At 62.3% G+C, this 16,737-nt stretch carries 16 protein-coding genes and 1 riboswitch; of the genes, 10 read left to right on the top strand and 6 right to left on the bottom strand.

What is annotated here, in order from left to right:
- Nucleotides 1-45: 45 nt before the first annotated feature.
- Nucleotides 46-258 (bottom strand): 30S ribosomal protein S21, encoded by a 213-nt coding sequence (gene rpsU, locus AWB80_RS09150; RefSeq protein WP_008351904.1) that lies wholly within the window; start codon nt 256-258, stop codon nt 46-48.
- Between the two features lie 347 nt (nt 259-605).
- Nucleotides 606-1,556, bottom strand: coding sequence for an aldo/keto reductase (locus AWB80_RS09145; protein ID WP_061174300.1), 951 nt, complete (start codon nt 1,554-1,556; stop codon nt 606-608).
- 184 nt (nt 1,557-1,740) lie between these two features.
- Between AWB80_RS09145 and AWB80_RS09140 the strand changes: the two genes are divergently transcribed.
- From AWB80_RS09140 to fliT, 9 genes are all read left to right on the top strand, one after another.
- Nucleotides 1,741-4,086: a tetratricopeptide repeat protein gene (locus tag AWB80_RS09140; RefSeq protein WP_061174299.1), complete on the top strand. Its 2,346-nt coding sequence runs from the start codon at nt 1,741-1,743 to the stop codon at nt 4,084-4,086.
- Nucleotides 4,083-5,240 (top strand): dTDP-4-amino-4,6-dideoxy-D-glucose aminotransferase VioA, encoded by a 1,158-nt coding sequence (vioA, locus tag AWB80_RS09135; protein ID WP_061174298.1) that lies wholly within the window; start codon nt 4,083-4,085, stop codon nt 5,238-5,240. Before AWB80_RS09140 ends, vioA begins: the two co-directional genes overlap by 4 nt.
- Nucleotides 5,241-5,242: 2 nt before the next feature.
- Nucleotides 5,243-5,764 (top strand): GNAT family N-acetyltransferase, encoded by a 522-nt coding sequence (locus AWB80_RS09130; RefSeq protein ID WP_061174297.1) that lies wholly within the window; start codon nt 5,243-5,245, stop codon nt 5,762-5,764.
- Nucleotides 5,765-5,767: 3 nt separating this feature from the next.
- Entirely contained in the window at nt 5,768-6,547 is a 780-nt protein-coding gene (locus tag AWB80_RS09125) for a phytanoyl-CoA dioxygenase family protein (RefSeq protein ID WP_061174296.1), read from the top strand.
- Nucleotides 6,548-6,587: 40 nt separating this feature from the next.
- Entirely contained in the window at nt 6,588-7,310 is a 723-nt protein-coding gene (locus AWB80_RS09120; RefSeq protein ID WP_061174295.1) for a class I SAM-dependent methyltransferase, read from the top strand.
- An 11-nt stretch (nt 7,311-7,321) separates the two neighbouring features.
- Entirely contained in the window at nt 7,322-8,002 is a 681-nt protein-coding gene (locus AWB80_RS09115) for a WbqC family protein (RefSeq protein WP_244206447.1), read from the top strand.
- 225 nt (nt 8,003-8,227) lie between these two features.
- The gene (locus AWB80_RS09110; protein ID WP_061174293.1) at nt 8,228-9,358 is read left to right on the top strand and encodes a flagellin; all 1,131 of its coding nucleotides are present in this window, start codon (nt 8,228-8,230) and stop codon (nt 9,356-9,358) included.
- 183 nt (nt 9,359-9,541) lie between these two features.
- On the top strand, nt 9,542-11,077 hold the full coding sequence (gene fliD, locus AWB80_RS09105; RefSeq protein WP_061174292.1) for a flagellar filament capping protein FliD: 1,536 nt from the start codon (nt 9,542-9,544) through the stop codon (nt 11,075-11,077).
- A 22-nt stretch (nt 11,078-11,099) separates the two neighbouring features.
- Complete coding sequence (gene fliT, locus AWB80_RS09100) at nt 11,100-11,399, top strand: flagellar protein FliT (RefSeq protein WP_061174291.1); 300 nt, start codon at nt 11,100-11,102, stop codon at nt 11,397-11,399.
- Between the two features lie 137 nt (nt 11,400-11,536).
- On the opposite strand, the gene AWB80_RS09095 is transcribed toward fliT, so the two are convergent.
- The 3 genes from AWB80_RS09095 to AWB80_RS09085 all read right to left on the bottom strand — a co-directional run bounded on the left by AWB80_RS09095 (nt 11,537) and on the right by AWB80_RS09085 (nt 13,505).
- Complete coding sequence (locus AWB80_RS09095; protein WP_061174290.1) at nt 11,537-11,851, bottom strand: HigA family addiction module antitoxin; 315 nt, start codon at nt 11,849-11,851, stop codon at nt 11,537-11,539.
- A 31-nt stretch (nt 11,852-11,882) separates the two neighbouring features.
- Nucleotides 11,883-12,161 (bottom strand): type II toxin-antitoxin system RelE/ParE family toxin, encoded by a 279-nt coding sequence (locus tag AWB80_RS09090; protein WP_061174289.1) that lies wholly within the window; start codon nt 12,159-12,161, stop codon nt 11,883-11,885.
- Between the two features lie 333 nt (nt 12,162-12,494).
- A complete protein-coding gene (locus AWB80_RS09085) occupies nt 12,495-13,505 on the bottom strand; it encodes a sodium:calcium antiporter (protein ID WP_061174288.1) in 1,011 nt (336 codons plus the stop codon).
- An 88-nt stretch (nt 13,506-13,593) separates the two neighbouring features.
- A riboswitch (yybP-ykoY riboswitch) is annotated at nt 13,594-13,773 on the bottom strand.
- A 195-nt stretch (nt 13,774-13,968) separates the two neighbouring features.
- On the opposite strand from AWB80_RS09085, the gene AWB80_RS09080 reads away from it, so the two are divergent.
- On the top strand, nt 13,969-15,555 hold the full coding sequence (locus tag AWB80_RS09080; RefSeq protein ID WP_061174287.1) for an ABC transporter substrate-binding protein: 1,587 nt from the start codon (nt 13,969-13,971) through the stop codon (nt 15,553-15,555).
- 6 nt (nt 15,556-15,561) lie between these two features.
- Here the strand turns inward: AWB80_RS09080 and AWB80_RS09075 are convergent, their stop codons facing one another.
- On the bottom strand, nt 15,562-16,635 hold the full coding sequence (locus AWB80_RS09075; RefSeq protein ID WP_061174286.1) for an MBL fold metallo-hydrolase: 1,074 nt from the start codon (nt 16,633-16,635) through the stop codon (nt 15,562-15,564).
- Between the last annotated feature and the right edge of the window lie 102 nt (nt 16,636-16,737).

Here is a 16,737-nt window from a genome sequence, read left to right as displayed (position 1 = left end):
CCCTGATAGGTCGCACCGCCGTTCTGCCATGCAGGAAAAAGACGCTTAGTGCATCTTCTTCGGCAGCATCTGGCTGCGCAGGCGCTTACGCAGACGCGCGACGGCGGCTGCCTTCTTGCGCTTGCGTTCGGTGGTCGGCTTTTCGTACGACTGGCGCTCGCGCAGTTCGGCGATCAGGCCATTGCGCTCGATGGTGCGGCGGAAACGCCGAATCGCGACATCGAACGGCTCGTTTTCTTTGAGGACGATAGTGGTCATGTAAATCCTGGTTTGCTAAACGTATTTTCAAGCGCGCGACGATACGAGCTGCCGCGCCCCGGCACTCCGATCGTCCGCCGAATGCCGGATGGCGCGGCGGACACGAGCAAAGCGGCCACGGAGGCCGGAAAAGAGAGCGTTGAGATTCAGCCGCGGAAGCGGCGTGCGCTTTCGAAAGAACCACACGAAGGCGCATTTCGGAGCCGTTCGCCGCTGTTTATTGACTTTGTCATTTTCAGCAGCGAAGGCAGGAAATCGGGCACATTTCTCGATTCGGGCGCGATGTTACCAGAACACCGCGCCACTGCCAACTCCCCTGCGCCGCTCAACTCATTGATGCAACAGATTTATTTCTGCCACGCGCTGGCTTCGTCGAGAAGCTGGATATCTTCGGTGGAAAGCGTGAGGCGCGTCGCGGCGGCGAGGCTTTCGAGTTGCGCGACGGAAGTGGCGCTCGCGATCGGCGCCGTCACGCTCGGGCGCGCGATCATCCACGCGAGCGCGACCGTCGCGGGCTTCGTGTCGTTGCGTTTCGCGACTTCGTCGAGCGCGTCGAGAATCTTCAGGCCGCGCGGGTTCAGATACTTTTCGACGCGCGAACCGCGCGCCTTGTGCTGCGTGTCTTCCTTCGAACGGTACTTGCCGGACAGAAAGCCGCTCGCCAGCGCGTAGTACGGCACCACCGCGACCTCGTGCTGTTCCGCCACGGGCTCCAGATCCGTCTCGTAGCCTTCGCGGTCGTAAAGGTTGTATTCCGGCTGAAGGATCTGATACGCCGGCAAGCCCGAATCCTTCGCGATGCTCAGCGCCGCGCCGAGCCGCTCGCCCGTGTAGTTCGACGCGCCGATCACCCTCACCTTCCCTGCCTTGATCAGCTTCTGATACGCGTCGAGCGTTTCGTCGAGCGACGTGTTCTCGTCGTCGTAATGGGAAAAGTAGACGTCGATGTAATCGGTCTTCAGGCGTCGCAGCGAATCGTCGACGGCCACCGCGATGTTCGCCGCGCTCAGTCCCGCGCGCGTGCTCAATTTTCCCACTTTGGTCGCGAGCACGACCTTGTGGCGCTTGCCGCTTTCCTTGATCCACTTGCCGATGATCGTCTCCGATTCACCGCCCTGATGCCCGTCGACCCAGGCGGAATAGACGTCCGCGGTATCGATGAAATTCAGGCCGTGATCGACGAACGCGTCCAGGATCGAGAACGACGTGCGCTCGTCGGCGGTCCAGCCGAACACGTTGCCGCCGAAGACGAGCGGCGCGACTTTCAGTTCCGAGGTGCCGATGCTGCGTGTCTGCATGTGTGCTCCGGATGCGTGAAAAGAACGAACCAAAAAGGATACGCGGGAATGCCGGCCGCCGCCGCCGGCGCCCCCGGCGGATCATCCGAACAGAGCCGGTTTTCCCGCGCAGTTCCTCGATTTCGATCGCGAGGCGCCGCCTGATAATTCCTCTCGAACAATCATCAGGCGCAATCCGCACACCATGACCGTTTCGATCGAGCTTCGCGGCGCCCCCGCTTCCACCATCGACCCAGAATTCGAGCAGGCGCTGGCGCAAGTGCTCGGCGCGGCGATCGAGCATCACCAGAAAAACGAAGTGGAAGAGGCGCAGGCGCTCTATCGCATCGTTCTCGATGCCGACCCCGCTCATGCCGATGCCAACCACAATCTCGGCGCGCTCGCGTTGCAACAGCGTGATTTCGAGCGCGCGGTCGCGCATTTCGAAGCCGCTGTCGGCGCGAATCCGGATCAGGGCCACTATTGGGCCAGCTATATCAATGCGCTGACGGTGAGCGGCCAGACATCGGCGGCGTGGGTCGCGCTCGAAATCGCACAACAGCGCGGGATGAAAGGACCGACGGTCGATCATCTGATCCAGCAACTCGTGTTGTCCGAAAAGGCGCCCGCGCCCGCTCCGCTCGCCGCGCCAGCGCCAACGCCAACGTCCGCGCCAGCCTCGAAAGCCGCCAGCGCGCCGGAGAAAAACGACGCGCCGGTCATGCGCATGGCCGCGCCGCCGCAACAGCAGATCAACCGCGTGACGACGCTCTATCATCAGGGCCGCGCCGCCGAAGCCCTCGACATCGCTCGTCAGATGACCGAGCGCTTTCCGAAGTTCGCGCTCGGCTGGCGCGCGATGGGCAGCTCGCTGCATAGCCTCGGCCGCACGTTCGAGGCGATCGAACCGTTCTCGCGCACCGTGGAACTCGAGCCGACGGATACGGAATCGCGCAAGGTGCTCGCCGACTGCCTGCGCCTGCACAACCGTTTCGCCGATGCAGAAGCCGCGTGCCGCGAAGTCATCGCGCAGGCGCCCGAACACGCCGAAGCGTTTCGCATTCTCGGCATGACGTTGCAGTCGAAGGGCCGTCACCAGGAAGCCGAAACGTGTTTGCGCAAGACCGTGGAACTCACCGGCTCGGTGGTGGCGTACAGCACGCTCGGCGTGATGCTGCTCGACCAGGGCCGCCTCGCGGAAGCGCAGATCGAACTGCGCCGCGCGCTCGAGATCCAGCCGGATTACGGCATCGCGCACGAAAACATCCTCTTTTGCATGAGTCACGACGAGAACGTCGATGCCGACGCGCTCTTCGCGCAGCACGTCTCATTCGGCGAGCAATGCGAGGGGCCGTTGCGCGCGCAGTGGAAACCGCATCGCAACCCGCGCAATCCGCAGCGGCAGCTGAAAGTCGGCTTCGTGTCCGGCGATCTGTTTCATCACGCGATCTCCACGTTCATCGAGCCGATCTTCGAGCATCTCATGCACGACAGCGGCATCGAGATTCACGTCTACTACAACCACTCGGTCAACGACGACGTCACGGCCCGCCTGCGTCAGAACGCGGCGCGCTGGAACGCGGTGAACGGACTGAACGACGCGCAACTGGCCGAAAAAATTCGCACCGATGGCATCGACGTGCTGATCGATCTTTCGGGGCATACGTCACGCAACCGGCTCCTCATGTTCGCGCGCAAACCCGCGCCGATTCAGGCGAGCTGGATGGGATACCCCGGCACGACCGGTCTGACGGCGATGGACTATTACTTCGCCGATTCCTTCCACGTTCCCGCGCATCACGCGCAAGGTCAGTACGTCGAGAAGATCGTGCACCTGCCGGCCAACGCGCCGTTTCAACCGGCACGGTTCGCGCCGCCCGTCAACGGATTGCCCGCGCTGCACAATGGGTATCTCACGTTTGGCAGTTTCAACCGCATCAACAAGCTGCAGCCGGGCGCGATCGCGCTGTGGTCCGAACTGCTTCGCGCACTGCCCGGCTCGCGCATGCTGCTCGGTGCGATGCCGCCGGATGCGGGTTGCGAGACGCTCATCGAATGGTTCGCGAAGGAAGGCATCGCGCGTGAACGGCTCGATTTCCGTTCGCGCTCGGGCATGCCCGTGTACTTGCAGCAGCATCATCACGTCGATATCTGCCTCGACACCTTCCCGTATTCGGGCGGCACGACCACGCTTCACGCCATGTGGATGGGCGTGCCGACGATCACCCTGCCCGGCCACCGGATGGCAAGCCGTGGCAGTACCGCCGCGCTGTCCCTGGCCGGCTTCGGCGACTTCGTCGCGAAAGACCACGCCGACTTCGTCGCGAAGGGCGTGGCGTGGGCGAACGATCTCACGGGGCTGGCCGAACTGCGCGCGAGCATGCGCAGCCGCTGCGCCGACTCGCCGATGTTTCAACCGGCCGTGATCGCGGCAGGCCTTTCCGCTTCCTTGCGCGAAATGTGGCGCCGCTGGTGCGCGGGCGTGGCGCCTGCCGCGCTGGATGTGCAAACGCCCGGCGCAACCGCACGCAACAACCAGGAAAAATCATGAGCAGCCTTCCCGTTCGCCTCATCGAGCCGGTCGTCGACGAACGCATTTTCGTCACGCAGCCACATCTCGCGCCGCTCGCGGAATTCCTGCCCTATCTGGAAAAGATCTGGAACAGCAAGGTGCTGACCAACGGCGGCCCGTTCCATCAGCAACTCGAAAAGGCGTTGTGCGACTATCTCGGCGTCGAGCATCTCGCGCTGTTCGCCAACGGCACGCTGGCGCTCGTGACCGCGTTGCAGGCGCATCGCGTGACGGGCGAAGTCATCACGACGCCGTATTCGTTCGTCGCGACCGCGCATTCGCTGCTGTGGAACGGCATCAAGCCGGTGTTCGTCGATGTCGATCCGGACACGCTCAATCTCGATCCCGCGAAGATCGAAGCGGCCATCACGCCGCAAACCACGGCGATCATGCCGGTGCACTGCTATGGCCGCCCGTGCGATGTCGAAGCGATCCAGAAAATCGCCGACAACTACAACCTGAAAGTGATCTACGACGCGGCGCATGCGTTCGGCGTGAAGACGCGCGGAGGCAGCGTGCTCAGCCACGGCGATCTTTCCGTGCTGAGCTTTCACGCGACCAAGGTGTTCAACACCTTCGAAGGCGGCGCGATCGTCTGCCCGGACGCGAAGACGAAGCAGCGTATCGATCATCTGAAGAACTTCGGCTTCGTCGATGAAACGACGGTCGTCGCGCCCGGCATCAACGGCAAGATGAGCGAGATCAACGCGGCGTTCGGCTTGCTGCAACTGAAGCATATCGATGAAGCGCTCGAACGCCGCCGGCAGATCGACGCGAAGTACCGCGCGATGCTCGCCGGCGTGAAAGGCGTGCGCTGCCTCGCGCAACCCGAAAGCGCGGACGAATACGTCGCGAATCACTCGTACTTTCCGATTCTCGTCACCGACGAATATCCCGTCGGGCGCGATGCGCTGTTCCAGCATCTGCGCGATCACAACATCTACGCGCGCCGCTATTTCTATCCGCTGATTTCCGAGTTTCCGATGTATCGCGGCCTGCCGTCGGCGCACGCGGCGAATCTGCCGGTTGCCGCGGATGCCGCGCGCCGCGTGCTGTGTCTGCCGATTTATCCCGCGCTCGAAGATCACGACATGGAACGCATCGTCGGCCTGATCGCGAAGCCGCAAAGCTGAACATGAAGATGGATATTTTCCTGCGCGAAATCGAAGCCGCCGATCTGCACGCGATCACCGCATGGCGCGCGGATCGCGAAGTGGTCGACGCACTCGTCGGCAACTTCCGGCACGTCAACGGCGACATCGACCGGCGCTGGTACGACGCGTATCTCGCGAGCCGCGCGAACAACGTGCGCCTCGCGATCTGTCTGCGCGAAACCGGCCAATGCGTCGGCGTCGTCTATCTGCTGAACATCCACTGGGTGAACCGCTCAGGCGAGTTCGGCATTCAGATCGGCGATGCGGCGGCGCGTGGTCGCGGTATCGGCGAAGCGGCGACGCGGCTCATGCTGCAACACGCGTTCGCGGATCTCAATCTGCGCCGCGTCCAGTTGACGGTGCTGGCGGACAACGCGCGCGCCATCCGTCTTTACGAGCGCATCGGCTTTCGGCACGAAGGCGTGCAGCGCGAAGCGATTTTCAAATGCGGACGCTACGTCGATCTGCTGATGATGGCGACGCTCGCCAGCACGAAGGACTAAGCCATGGACATGAGCACGTTCGATCACGGTCTCGCGAAGCAAGGCTGGATCGTTTTCCCCGATGCGCTCGACGCCGGTCTCGTCGACCGTCTGCGTCGCGATTGCCTGAAATGGGTCGATATCTGCACGGGCTACCAGGTCGCGAGCGGCATCAACGCGAATGGCGACGGCACCGCGCACCACAGCATCGGCGCGAACGACAGCATCGACGAGTATGTCGGCATGCATCTGTTTCATCCGTGGCTCGAACATTTCTTCGCGGGCAAGCCGTATATCCTGCACGCGTGCAATCCCGTGGGCGGCTTTCCGCACGCACAGAACTATGTGCATCGCGTACATCGCGATGTCGCGACGTTCATTCCGAACTTCAATCTGCGCATGAACATGCTCGTGATGCTCGACGACTTCACGGTCGAAAACGGCGCGACGCAAGTGCTGAGCGGCTCGCACGTTCAGAACGAACAGCCCGACGACGCGACCTTCGCCGCAGGCGCCGAGTATCTGACGGGCCGCGCCGGCTCAGTCGTGCTCTTCAATTCGTACTTGTGGCATCGCGGCACGCTCAATACGACGGCGCGCAATCGCGTCGCACTGACGCTCAGTTACGGGCCCGCGTTCGTGAAGCCGCAGATGGACTACGCGCGGCTCATCGGCGAGGAGCGCGGTGCGCAACTCGCGCCGCTGACGCGTCAGGTGCTCGGCTTCAATTCGCGCGTGCCGGTGAGCCTGTCGGAATGGTATCGGCCGCGCACTGAAAGACTCTATCTGCCCGATCAAGGCTAACTTAACCGGGCAAGACCCGACCAGACACAGAAGGCAAGCGATGCGTGACTACAATGCCGAGGCCCAGTCCCGGCCCGACAAGCGATACGACTACAACTTCGACGAGATCGTGCGCGACTACATGATGAAGCGCTTCGCGCCGCATTTCGCGCCGGGCGCAGCACTCGAACTCGGCTGCCACGAAGGCCGCTCGACGACGCTGCTCGCGCAGCACTTCGACGATCTCACGGTGATCGAAGCGTCGTCCGATGCCATCGCCATCGCGCAGCGCAATTCGCCGGACCGCGTGCGCTTCATCAACGCGACGTTCGAAGAAGCGAAGCTGGACCGCAAGTATGACTCGATCTTTCTGATCAACACGCTGGAGCATCTGGAAGAAACCGGTCCGGTGCTGCGCAATATCCACGACTGGCTCGCGCCCGGCGGACACTTCTACGTGCTCGTGCCGAACGCCGACGCGCCTTCGCGACAGATCGCCGTGCAAATGGGGCTGATCGCGTCGAACAACGCGGTGACGCCGGGCGAATGGGCGCACGGGCATCGCCGGACCTATTCGTTCGATACGCTCGAAGCCGATGTGCGCGCCGCGGGTTTCAAGGTCGAACAGCGCGGCGGCCTGATGTTCAAGGCGCTCGCCAACTTCCAGTTCGATCGCGCGCTCGAAGCGGGCATCATCGACGAAAAATATCTCGACGGCATTTACAGCCTCGGCATGATCTATCCGCAGATGTGCGCGAGCATTTACCTTATCTGCGGCAAATGAAAGTCGCGATCATGCAGCCTTACTTTCTGCCCTATATCGGCTACTTTCAGCTGATCGGGGCAGTGGACGTGTTCGTCGTTTATGACAACATCAAGTACACGAAGAAAGGCTGGTTCAATCGCAATCGCTTTCTGCAAAACGGCGGCGACGCGTATTTCAGCATTCCGCTCGTCAACGATTCCGATTCGCTCGATGTCGTCGAGCGCGTCATCGCGCCTTCGTTCGACCGGCTCAAACTGCTCAATCAGATGCAGGGCGCGTATCGGCGCGCGCCGCATTTCGCGCAGGGCTTCGAGTTGCTGCGCGAATGCGTCGAGCATGAAGAGCGCAATCTCTTTCATTTCCTGCATCACTCGATTCGCGCGACGGCCCGCCGGCTGTCGCTCGACACGCGGATCGTCGTTTCATCGACGTTACCGATCGACCATTCGCTGCGCGCGCAGGACAAAGTGCTGGCGATATGCGGCGCACTCGGCGCGACGACGTATATCAACGCGATCGGCGGAACCGCGCTGTATTCGGCGGCGGTTTTTGCCGAACGCGGAATCGATTTGCGCTTTTTGAAACCCCGCCCGCTCGAATACCGCCAGTTCGGCGCGCCGTTCGTCCCCTGGCTTTCGATTCTCGACCTGCTGATGTTCAATCCGGCCGACAAAGTCAAAGCCATGCTGGGCGAATTCGATCTCGTGTGAGCCGTCCCGCGCGGCCGGCCGTCCGGGCGCTTTTTACGCGTCCGGCGGGCTGCTCCGGAGGCCGCGCGGAACATTTGTCTGAAAAATTTCCGGATTGCCTCGAAATCGCGCCTAAAGTTTTGTCCGACCGCCGCCGAAAACCTAAACAAGCGGCCAAGCAACTAGCCGCCTCGACCAAAATCGGCGTTGTTTCAGAGACAAGCGCCAGGCCCTTGGAGAAAGAAAATGATCGGTATCAATAGCAATATCAACTCGCTGGTCGCCCAGCAAAACCTGAACGGCACGCAAAGCGCACTGTCGTCGGCCATTACGCGCCTTTCGTCGGGCAAGCGCATCAACAGCGCAGCAGACGACGCAGCCGGCCAGGCAATCGCTTCGCGCATGACCTCGCAGATCAACGGCCTGAACCAGGGCGTGTCGAATGCGAACGACGGCGTGTCGATGACGCAAACGGCATCGAGCGGTCTGAGCCAGATCACCGACAACCTCCAGCGTATCCGCCAGCTGGCTGTTCAATCGGCAACCGGCTCGCTGTCGCCGAGCGACCAGACCGCGCTGCAAAAGGAAGTTGCACAGCGTATCGCTGAAGTGAACCGCATTGCGTCGCAAACGACCTACAACGGCACGAACGTGCTGGACGGTTCGGCAGGCGTGGTGAATTTCCAGGTCGGCGCGAACGTCGGCCAGACCATCTCGGTCGATTTGAGCCAGAACGTGTCGTCGGCCAAGATCGGCGGCGGCTTCGCTCAGTCGGGCACGGCCATCGGTTCGATCACGGGCCTGAGCCTCGACGCAACCGGTGCGGCAACGACCGGCGCGGCAGCGATCACGACGATCAACGTTCTTGCCGACGGCAAGGGCGGCTTCACGTACACGGACCAGAACAACCAGGCGATCACGTCCGGCGTGGCAACCGCTTCGGAACTGTCCGTGACGGCTGCTTCGGGCACGACCGCCGGTTCGATCGCGTTCAAGACGCCGACGTCGGCCACGGCCGCGCAAACCACGCAGCTGGCTTCGCTCAACTCGAACAACAAGCCGCCGCTCGTTTCCGCAATCGACATCAGCACGACCGATGGCGCGAACGGCGCGATCGAAGCGATCGACAACGCACTGAACTCGGTGAACAGCATCCAGGCTAACCTGGGCGCCGCGCAAAACCGCTTCACGTCGATTGCAGCAACGCAGACGCAACAGGCGACCAACCTGTCCTCGGCACAATCGCAGGTCACCGACGCGAACTTCGCGCAGGAAACCGCGAATCTGTCGAAGGCTCAAGTGCTGCAACAAGCTGGTATCTCGGTGCTGGCTCAAGCGAACTCGATGCCCCAGCAGGTTCTGAAGCTCCTCGGCTAAGCATCGCCGGCAGCGCAGCAAGCGGCGCGCGTTCTCAGTACGATGCGCGCCGGATGTAACAGTAGTCGCAACAGAAACATCGCAGTCAGCGCCCGGGGAGCTCGTCTCCCTGTGCGCGTTTCCGGGAGATGACGACTCCCGTCCCATTCGAACGATCGCGAACACGCAACGACCGGAGTACACATGACCACCGTAGCAACGACAACGGGTTCCACTGTCGATCCGACGAGCGCCGTACAGCAGGCCGCACAGTCGATCATCAGCGGTTCCACGAATTCGACGATGGACGTGAATTCGCTCGTCAGCGCGATCGTCAACGCGAAGGTCGCAGGCCAGACCGACGCGCTCAACAGCAAGAAAACCGCTGACAACACCCAGCTCACCGCGATCGGCACACTGAAGTCCGTGCTTTCGCTGCTGCAGAGTTCGATCGCGAACCTCGCCAACGGCAAGATGCTCGGTTCGTTCACCGCCACCGCCGACGGCAAGGGCCTTACGGGCAGCGCCGACACCACCGCGGTCGCGGGCAGCTACGCGGTGAAGGTGACGAATATCGCGGCGGCGCAATCGCTCACGTCCGGCGTGTTTTCGAAGACCGACAATCTCGGCACCGGTTCGATCACGCTGACGGTCGGCGGCAAGGCGAGCACGATCAAGCTCGACAGCAGCAACAACACACTGCCGGGCATCGTGTCCGCCATCAATTCGGCGTCCGACAACCCCGGCGTCACGGCGACCATCGTCAACGGCACGGATGGCGCGCACCTCGTGCTGCGCTCCTCGTCGACGGGACTCGCCAATGCAATCAACATCTCCGTCAACGCGGATGACAGCAGCTCGGCGATCAACAAGCTGGCGGTGACGTCGTCGACCACGACGACCGATCCCGATCCGAGCGATTCGACCAAGACCATCACCGTTCCCGAGCACACGACGATCGACGCCACGAATGGCTGGACCCAGTCGAGCGCGGGTGTGGACTCGCATCTGACCATCGCGGGCACGCCGGTCACGAGCGCCAGCAACACCGTGAAGGAAGCCGTCACGGGCGTCTCCATGACGCTCACGGCGGATTCCGTCGGCACCACGCAGACGCTCACGATCGGCCAGGACATCGACGGCCAGAAGACGACCATCGAGGCGTTCGTCACTGCGTATAACAACTTCATCAGCACGGCTTCGTCGCTGACCTCGTTCGATTCGACGCAGGCGGCAGGCTCGCAGGGCGGCGTGCTGCTCGGCGACTCGATGATGAACACGATCAAGAACACGATCGCGAGCACCATCAGCAAGGCGATCGGAACGGGCACGGGCCAGGTCAACCTCGCGTCGATCGGCATCGCGCTGCAACCCGACGGCTCGCTCAAGACCGATGAAGACGCGCTCACCGATGCACTCACGAACAATTCGAACAAGGTTGCGTCGCTGTTCAATTCGACCGACGGCGTGGCCGCGCAACTCAACAATAGCCTGACATCGTTTCTCGCGACGGGCGGCATCATCGACACGCGCACGACCGCGCTCAATGACGATCTGAAGAGCATCGCGGATCAGCAGACGCAACTCACGAGTTATACGCAGCAACTGACGACGTCGTATAACCAGCAGTTCACGGCGCTGAACACGCTGATGTCGTCGATGGCGACTCAGGGCAGCTATCTGACCGCGTTGTTCGGCGGCACCAACAGCGCGGGCGCGCTGGCCACGAACTCGAAGTAACGTGCAGGTATTGGAACCCACCATGAACCAGAATGAATTGATTCAGAACGCCTGGGCGTTGACCGAAGCGATCGAGGAAGCGGTCGGCAAGGAAGACTGGGCGCGTGCGGCTGAACTGGCGGATGCGCGCGCGCCGCTGGTGATGGCGCTCGAAGCCGGGCAGCCGGCGGAGGCGCTTGCGGTCATCCGCAAGATTCAGGCGAGCATCGAGGCGGTCGCCGCGCGCGCGGGGACGGCACAGGTGGCGCTTTCGACGACGTATCGGCGCTCGATGGATGGGGCGAAAGCTGCGAGCCGGTATCAACAGGCGGCGCGGTTCTAAAGTTTTCTTTTTTCGCGCCGATAACCTCTATAAGAACAACAAGAACAACGCGCCGGTTTTCGCGGTGCGCTGCTTCGCTCTTCGATGCCCGCCTTGGCGGGCATTTTGTTTTGGTGCGCTGCGGGCGGCTTAGGCCCTTACGTATGCTCTGCCTCGCGCGGTGCGATCTCCTGAGCAATACGCGCGCCGTTCTCCTGCTCGGCGATCTTCAAGTCGTACGCCTGCTGTATGTTCAGCCACGACTGAGCGTCGCCGCCGAAGTAACGCGCGAGCCGTAGGGCAGTATCAGGCGTCACGCCGCGCTCTTCGCGCACGATCTCATTCATCCGGTTCGGACTCACATGCAACGCGCCCGCAAGTGCGTTCACGCTCATGTCAAGCGGCGCGAGAAAGTCCTCGCGCAGGACTTCGCCCGGATGGATCGGGCGCATGCCGTTGGGGAAGCGGGCCATCTCAGTTTCTCCTTACTTCGGGATTCAGCTTTCAGTGATAGTCGACGATTTCGACGTTCGTCGGTCCCTGGTCAGTCCAGACAAAGCAAACGCGCCATTGATCGTTGATGCGGATGCTGTGCTGTCCGGCGCGATTACCGCGCAGCGCCTCGAGTCGATTACCCGGGGGCGAGCGCAGAAAGTCGAGCGTCACGGCGCTGTCGAGTAGCAAAAGCTTGCGTTCGGCGACGGCGCGGATGTTCACGAATCGGCGAACGACGCGTCCCTCGAACAGGGCTTGGCTCTCGACGCTCAGGAATGACTGGATCATAAAATTCAGAATACACCGTTTCCCGGTAAGCGGGAAGAAAATTCATATGGGAACTAGTTTGCAGTCGCGGCGAACACCGATATATACAAATCCATACACGTCGCCCTGCTCGATCTCCGCGCACGTGGAGATAACGGGAGCGCTGGTGCCGGTGGGGACAATGCTGCCGGATCTTTCTCCGCACACGTGGAGGAACCGCCGATCGGGCGCGGTGGGTAAACCGCTACCCGTGTCTATCTCAGTGCACGCGGAGCAACTCCGATCATAGCCGCACGACCCGAAGCGAAAAACCCGAAAACGCATCCTCCACGGATGCGCCTTCAACACTCGCCCTCACCGCCCCAGCGTCAACACGAGATAAGCCGCATACAACACGCCATTCCCGAGCAACGCCCAGAGCACGACGCCATTCGGCTTCGCATTGAATCTCAGCCACGCCGCCGCCGCAAGCGTGATCAACACGCCCGTCAGCACCTCCACCCGCGGCTCCCAAGGCGTCAACATGATGCCGATCGCCGGCAGCAGCGTGCCCTGAAACACCATCGCCCCGGTGATATTCCCGAACGCCAGCGTATCCTTCCCCCTGCGCGCCCACAGAATGCTGTTCACCTTCTCCGGCAGTTCGGTCGCAATCGGAATGATGATGAGCGACAGCAACAGCGCCGAAATCCCGAGCGCATGCGACACGCCCTCGACGCCGTGAATGAACCCCTTCGCGCCGCCGACCAGCAGCACGATGCCGACGAGAAACTGCAGCATGATCGCGCCGAGCGTCGTCTTCAATCCGAGACGCGACGCGAACAACGCTTCGGGCGCCTCCGTCCCATGGCCGCCCTCGACGAGCTTCGCCGAAGCCCGAAACGTCGAAATCACATACACGACATACAGCGCGACCAGCCCCGCCGCGAACAACGCGCGCACCTGCCACGCATGATGCGGCACGAACATCGCCGCGCAGGCAATCAGGAAAGCGAACAAAAAGAAGTTGAGATCGCGCACGAATCCGCTGCGCTCCGGCATGATCCTACCGCCGAGGCCACGCGACTTGAGAATCGCGAACGTCATCAGGCAAGTGGAGAGCGTCGCGAGCATCAGCGGCGCGCCGAGGATCGCGCCGACGCCGATCTCTTCGTTGACCGCGCGGCTGGGCGTGCCGCCGAGCAGCGCAATGATCGGCACGGTCGTTTCCGGCAAAGCCGTGCCGACCGCCGCGAACAGCGACCCGGTCACGCCTTCGGAAATGCCGAGGCGCTCACCGAGATGTTCCAGCGCATTCGTGAACAGCTCCGACGCGATCAGAATGATCACGAGCATCAGCGCGAGTTCGACAAAGAGCATCGTCATGCGGCACCTCGCATCGATGAATGCGACGGGCGCGCAAGCGTGCGCGAAAGACGGGGATGTTGTAGTTGTGGGGACACGATGATTCCACGGCCGGACGTCGAGCGAACCACGATGCGCCACGCGCCGTCCGACCAAGAACGACATAGCGCATCGATGGTCTCGCCAAACCCTTCCGGTCGAACGCGCCACGGCAGCAGAGCCGAGGATGTTGACGCGTTCTCCTTCGCACGCGAAGGAAGGCTACTCCCCAAAGACGGCGCAAGTTTAGCCTGATGCAGCCGGTTTCGGCAAGCCGCGCGCACGCGACGCAAAAGTGTCATGAATAAGTGTATGCCGATCGAATCGTTGTCGGCGGCGCGGGCATTCGCTAATCTAGCCGCGCCGGGCGCGCCGCTTGCTTCGCGCCCCAGCCATTCGCAAACAACAATGAACGTAGTGTGACCACGAGGTCACGGGAGATCTCATGCGCCTGAAACTTTTCGCCGCAGCCGCCATGCTCGCCGCGCCGATGCTCGCGATGTCCAAGCCGCTCACCGTCTGCACCGAATCGAGCCCGGACGGCTTCGACGTCGTGCAGTTCAATTCGCTCGTGACGACCAACGCGTCGGCGGACGTCATCTTCAATACGCTCGTCTCCTACGACGAAGCCGCGAAGAAAGTCGCGCCCTCGCTCGCGGACAAGTGGGACGTGAGCAGCGACGGACTGAGCTACACGTTCCATCTGCGACCGAACGTGCAGTTCCAGACGACCGATTACTTCAAGCCGACACACGCTCTCAACGCCGACGACGTCGTCTTCACGTTCGAGCGCATGCTGTCCGACAGCAATCCGTGGCACAAGATCGCCGGCGCGAGCGGCTTTCCGCACGCGCAGTCGATGGGCCTCGTGAAGCTCATCAAGGCCGTCACGAAGGTCGATGACCAGACCGTGAAATTCGAGCTCAACGAGCCGAACGCGACCTTCGTGCCGATCCTCACGATGGGCTTCGCATCGATCTATTCATCGGAGTATGCGGACAAGCTGCTCAAGGCGAATCAGCAGGTCGATCTGAACAGCAAGCCGATCGGCACCGGTCCGTTCGTGCTGAAGAGCTACACGAAGGACTCGGTGATCCGCTACGACGTCAATCCGTCCTACTGGGGCCCGAAACCGAAGGTCGACCGCCTGATCTACGCGATCACGCCCGACGCGTCCGTGCGCGCGCAGAAGATCAAGGCGGGCGAATGCCAGATCGCGCTGTCGCCGAAGCCGCAGGACGTGCTCGACGCGAAGAAGGACAAGTCGCTCAAGGTCAGCGAGGCGCCCGCGTTCATGACGGCGTTCGTTGCGCTCAACACGCAGAAAAAGCCGCTCGACAATCCGAAGGTGCGTCAGGCGATCAACATGGCGTTCGATCGCACGACCTATATGAAGACCGTGTTCGAGAACACCGCGACGGCCGCCGTGAATCCGTATCCGCCGAATACGTGGAGCTATGACAAAAATATCGCGGCGTACAGGTATTCATCGGCGGATGCGAAGAAGCTGCTCGCCGACGCAGGCTTTCCCGACGGTTTCGAGACGACGATCTGGGTGCGTCCGAACGGCAGCGTGCTGAATCCGAACCCGAAAGCGGGCGCTGAACTGCTGCAGGCCGATCTCGCGAAGATCGGCGTGAAGGCGCAGGTGAAGGTGATCGAATGGGGCGAGCTGATCAAGCAGGCGAAGCAGGGCCAGCACGACATGCTGTTCATGGGCTGGGCCGGCGATAACGGCGACCCGGACAACTACATGTCGCCGCTGTTCAGTTGCAACGCGGTGAAATCGGGCATCAACTTCGCGCGCTACTGCGACCCGCAACTCGACAAGCTCATCGCCGATGGCAAGTCGACCGCCGATGTCGCGAAACGCACGAAGTCGTATGTCGATGCACAGAAGATCATCCACGATCAGGCGCTGTGGATTCCGCTCGTCTATCCGACGGCGGCGGCGCTCACGCGCGCGAACGTCAGCGGTTACAGCGTGAGTCCGTTCGGGCGCGTGAACTTCGGCGGCGTATCGGTGCAGTGAACGCAGTCAGGCCGGCGCAAAACGCACCACGCCATCGTCGCCGGTCTGACGCTTCAACGCGCCATCGAGCCACAGCAGATTCAGATGCGCGAGCGCTTCGCCGAGCGCGAATGTCATCTGATGAATGTCGAGTTTGCGCTTGAACATGATCGGCACGATATCGGCGGCGCTGCAGGGCTTCTGCGCGCACGCCTCGCGCACTTCCGCCAGCCGCGCGCGATGATGTTCCCGCAATTGCCCGATGCGCGTCTGCACGCCGCGAAACGGCTTGCCGTGCGACGGCAGCGCGAGCGTATCGGCGGGCATCGACTCGTAACGGCCGAGCGATTCGAGATAGAGCGCGAGCGGATTGCCCTCCGGCTCGACAGCGAACACGGACACGTTCGTCGAGATGCGCGGCAACACCATGTCGCCGGAGATGAGCAGTTTGTCGGCGGCGCAGAAGAGCGCGCTGTGTTCCGGCGAATGGCCGTAGCCCGACACCACTTCCCACTCGCGCGCGCCGATGCGAATCACGTCGCCGTCGCGGATGCGCCGGTATTCGGCGGGCATCGAAGGCACGAGCGTCGGGTAATAGCTGTCGCGCTTGCGCAATGCATCGAGCGACGCTTCGTCGGTCAGTCCGTGCGACGCGAAATGCGCCGCCGCGCGCTCGCCGCCCGCGTTCGAGCCGTCGCCCGCGGCCATCACGCGGCCCATCGCGTATTCGCCGAGTGAAATCCACAGGCGCACGTTCCAGCGCGCCTGGTCGCCGCCCTTGCAGATCCAGTCGGCCAGGCCCAGATGGTCCGGATGGCAATGCGTGACGATCACGCGCAGCACCGGCAGGCCGTCGAGCACGCTATCGAACACGCGCTCCCAGTTCGCGCGGATCGTGTCGCTCGAAATGCCGCAATCGACGACGGTCCAGCCCTTCACGCCGTCGATCTCGTCGGCAAGCAGCCAGAGGTTGATGTGATCGAGCGCGAACGGCAGCGGCATGCGCAGCCAGAACACGCCCGGCGCCACTTCCCTGACGCCGCCCGATTCGGGCAGCGCGTCCGCGAAAACATAATCGAGCTGGTGTTCGAGTGCGTTCATTCGGTGCCTGTCTCCGGGTTTGCGCCGCGTTGCAATTTGGCGAAGTTGACGATAACGTAAACGTCCATTCTAACGTTGCGCGCGCATTTGCGCTGCCGGCCG

Origin of the sequence: Caballeronia pedi, from assembly GCF_001544915.2 — a bacterium.
GTDB lineage: Bacteria > Pseudomonadota > Gammaproteobacteria > Burkholderiales > Burkholderiaceae > Caballeronia > Caballeronia pedi.
This window is presented reverse-complemented; position numbering and strand designations above follow the sequence as displayed.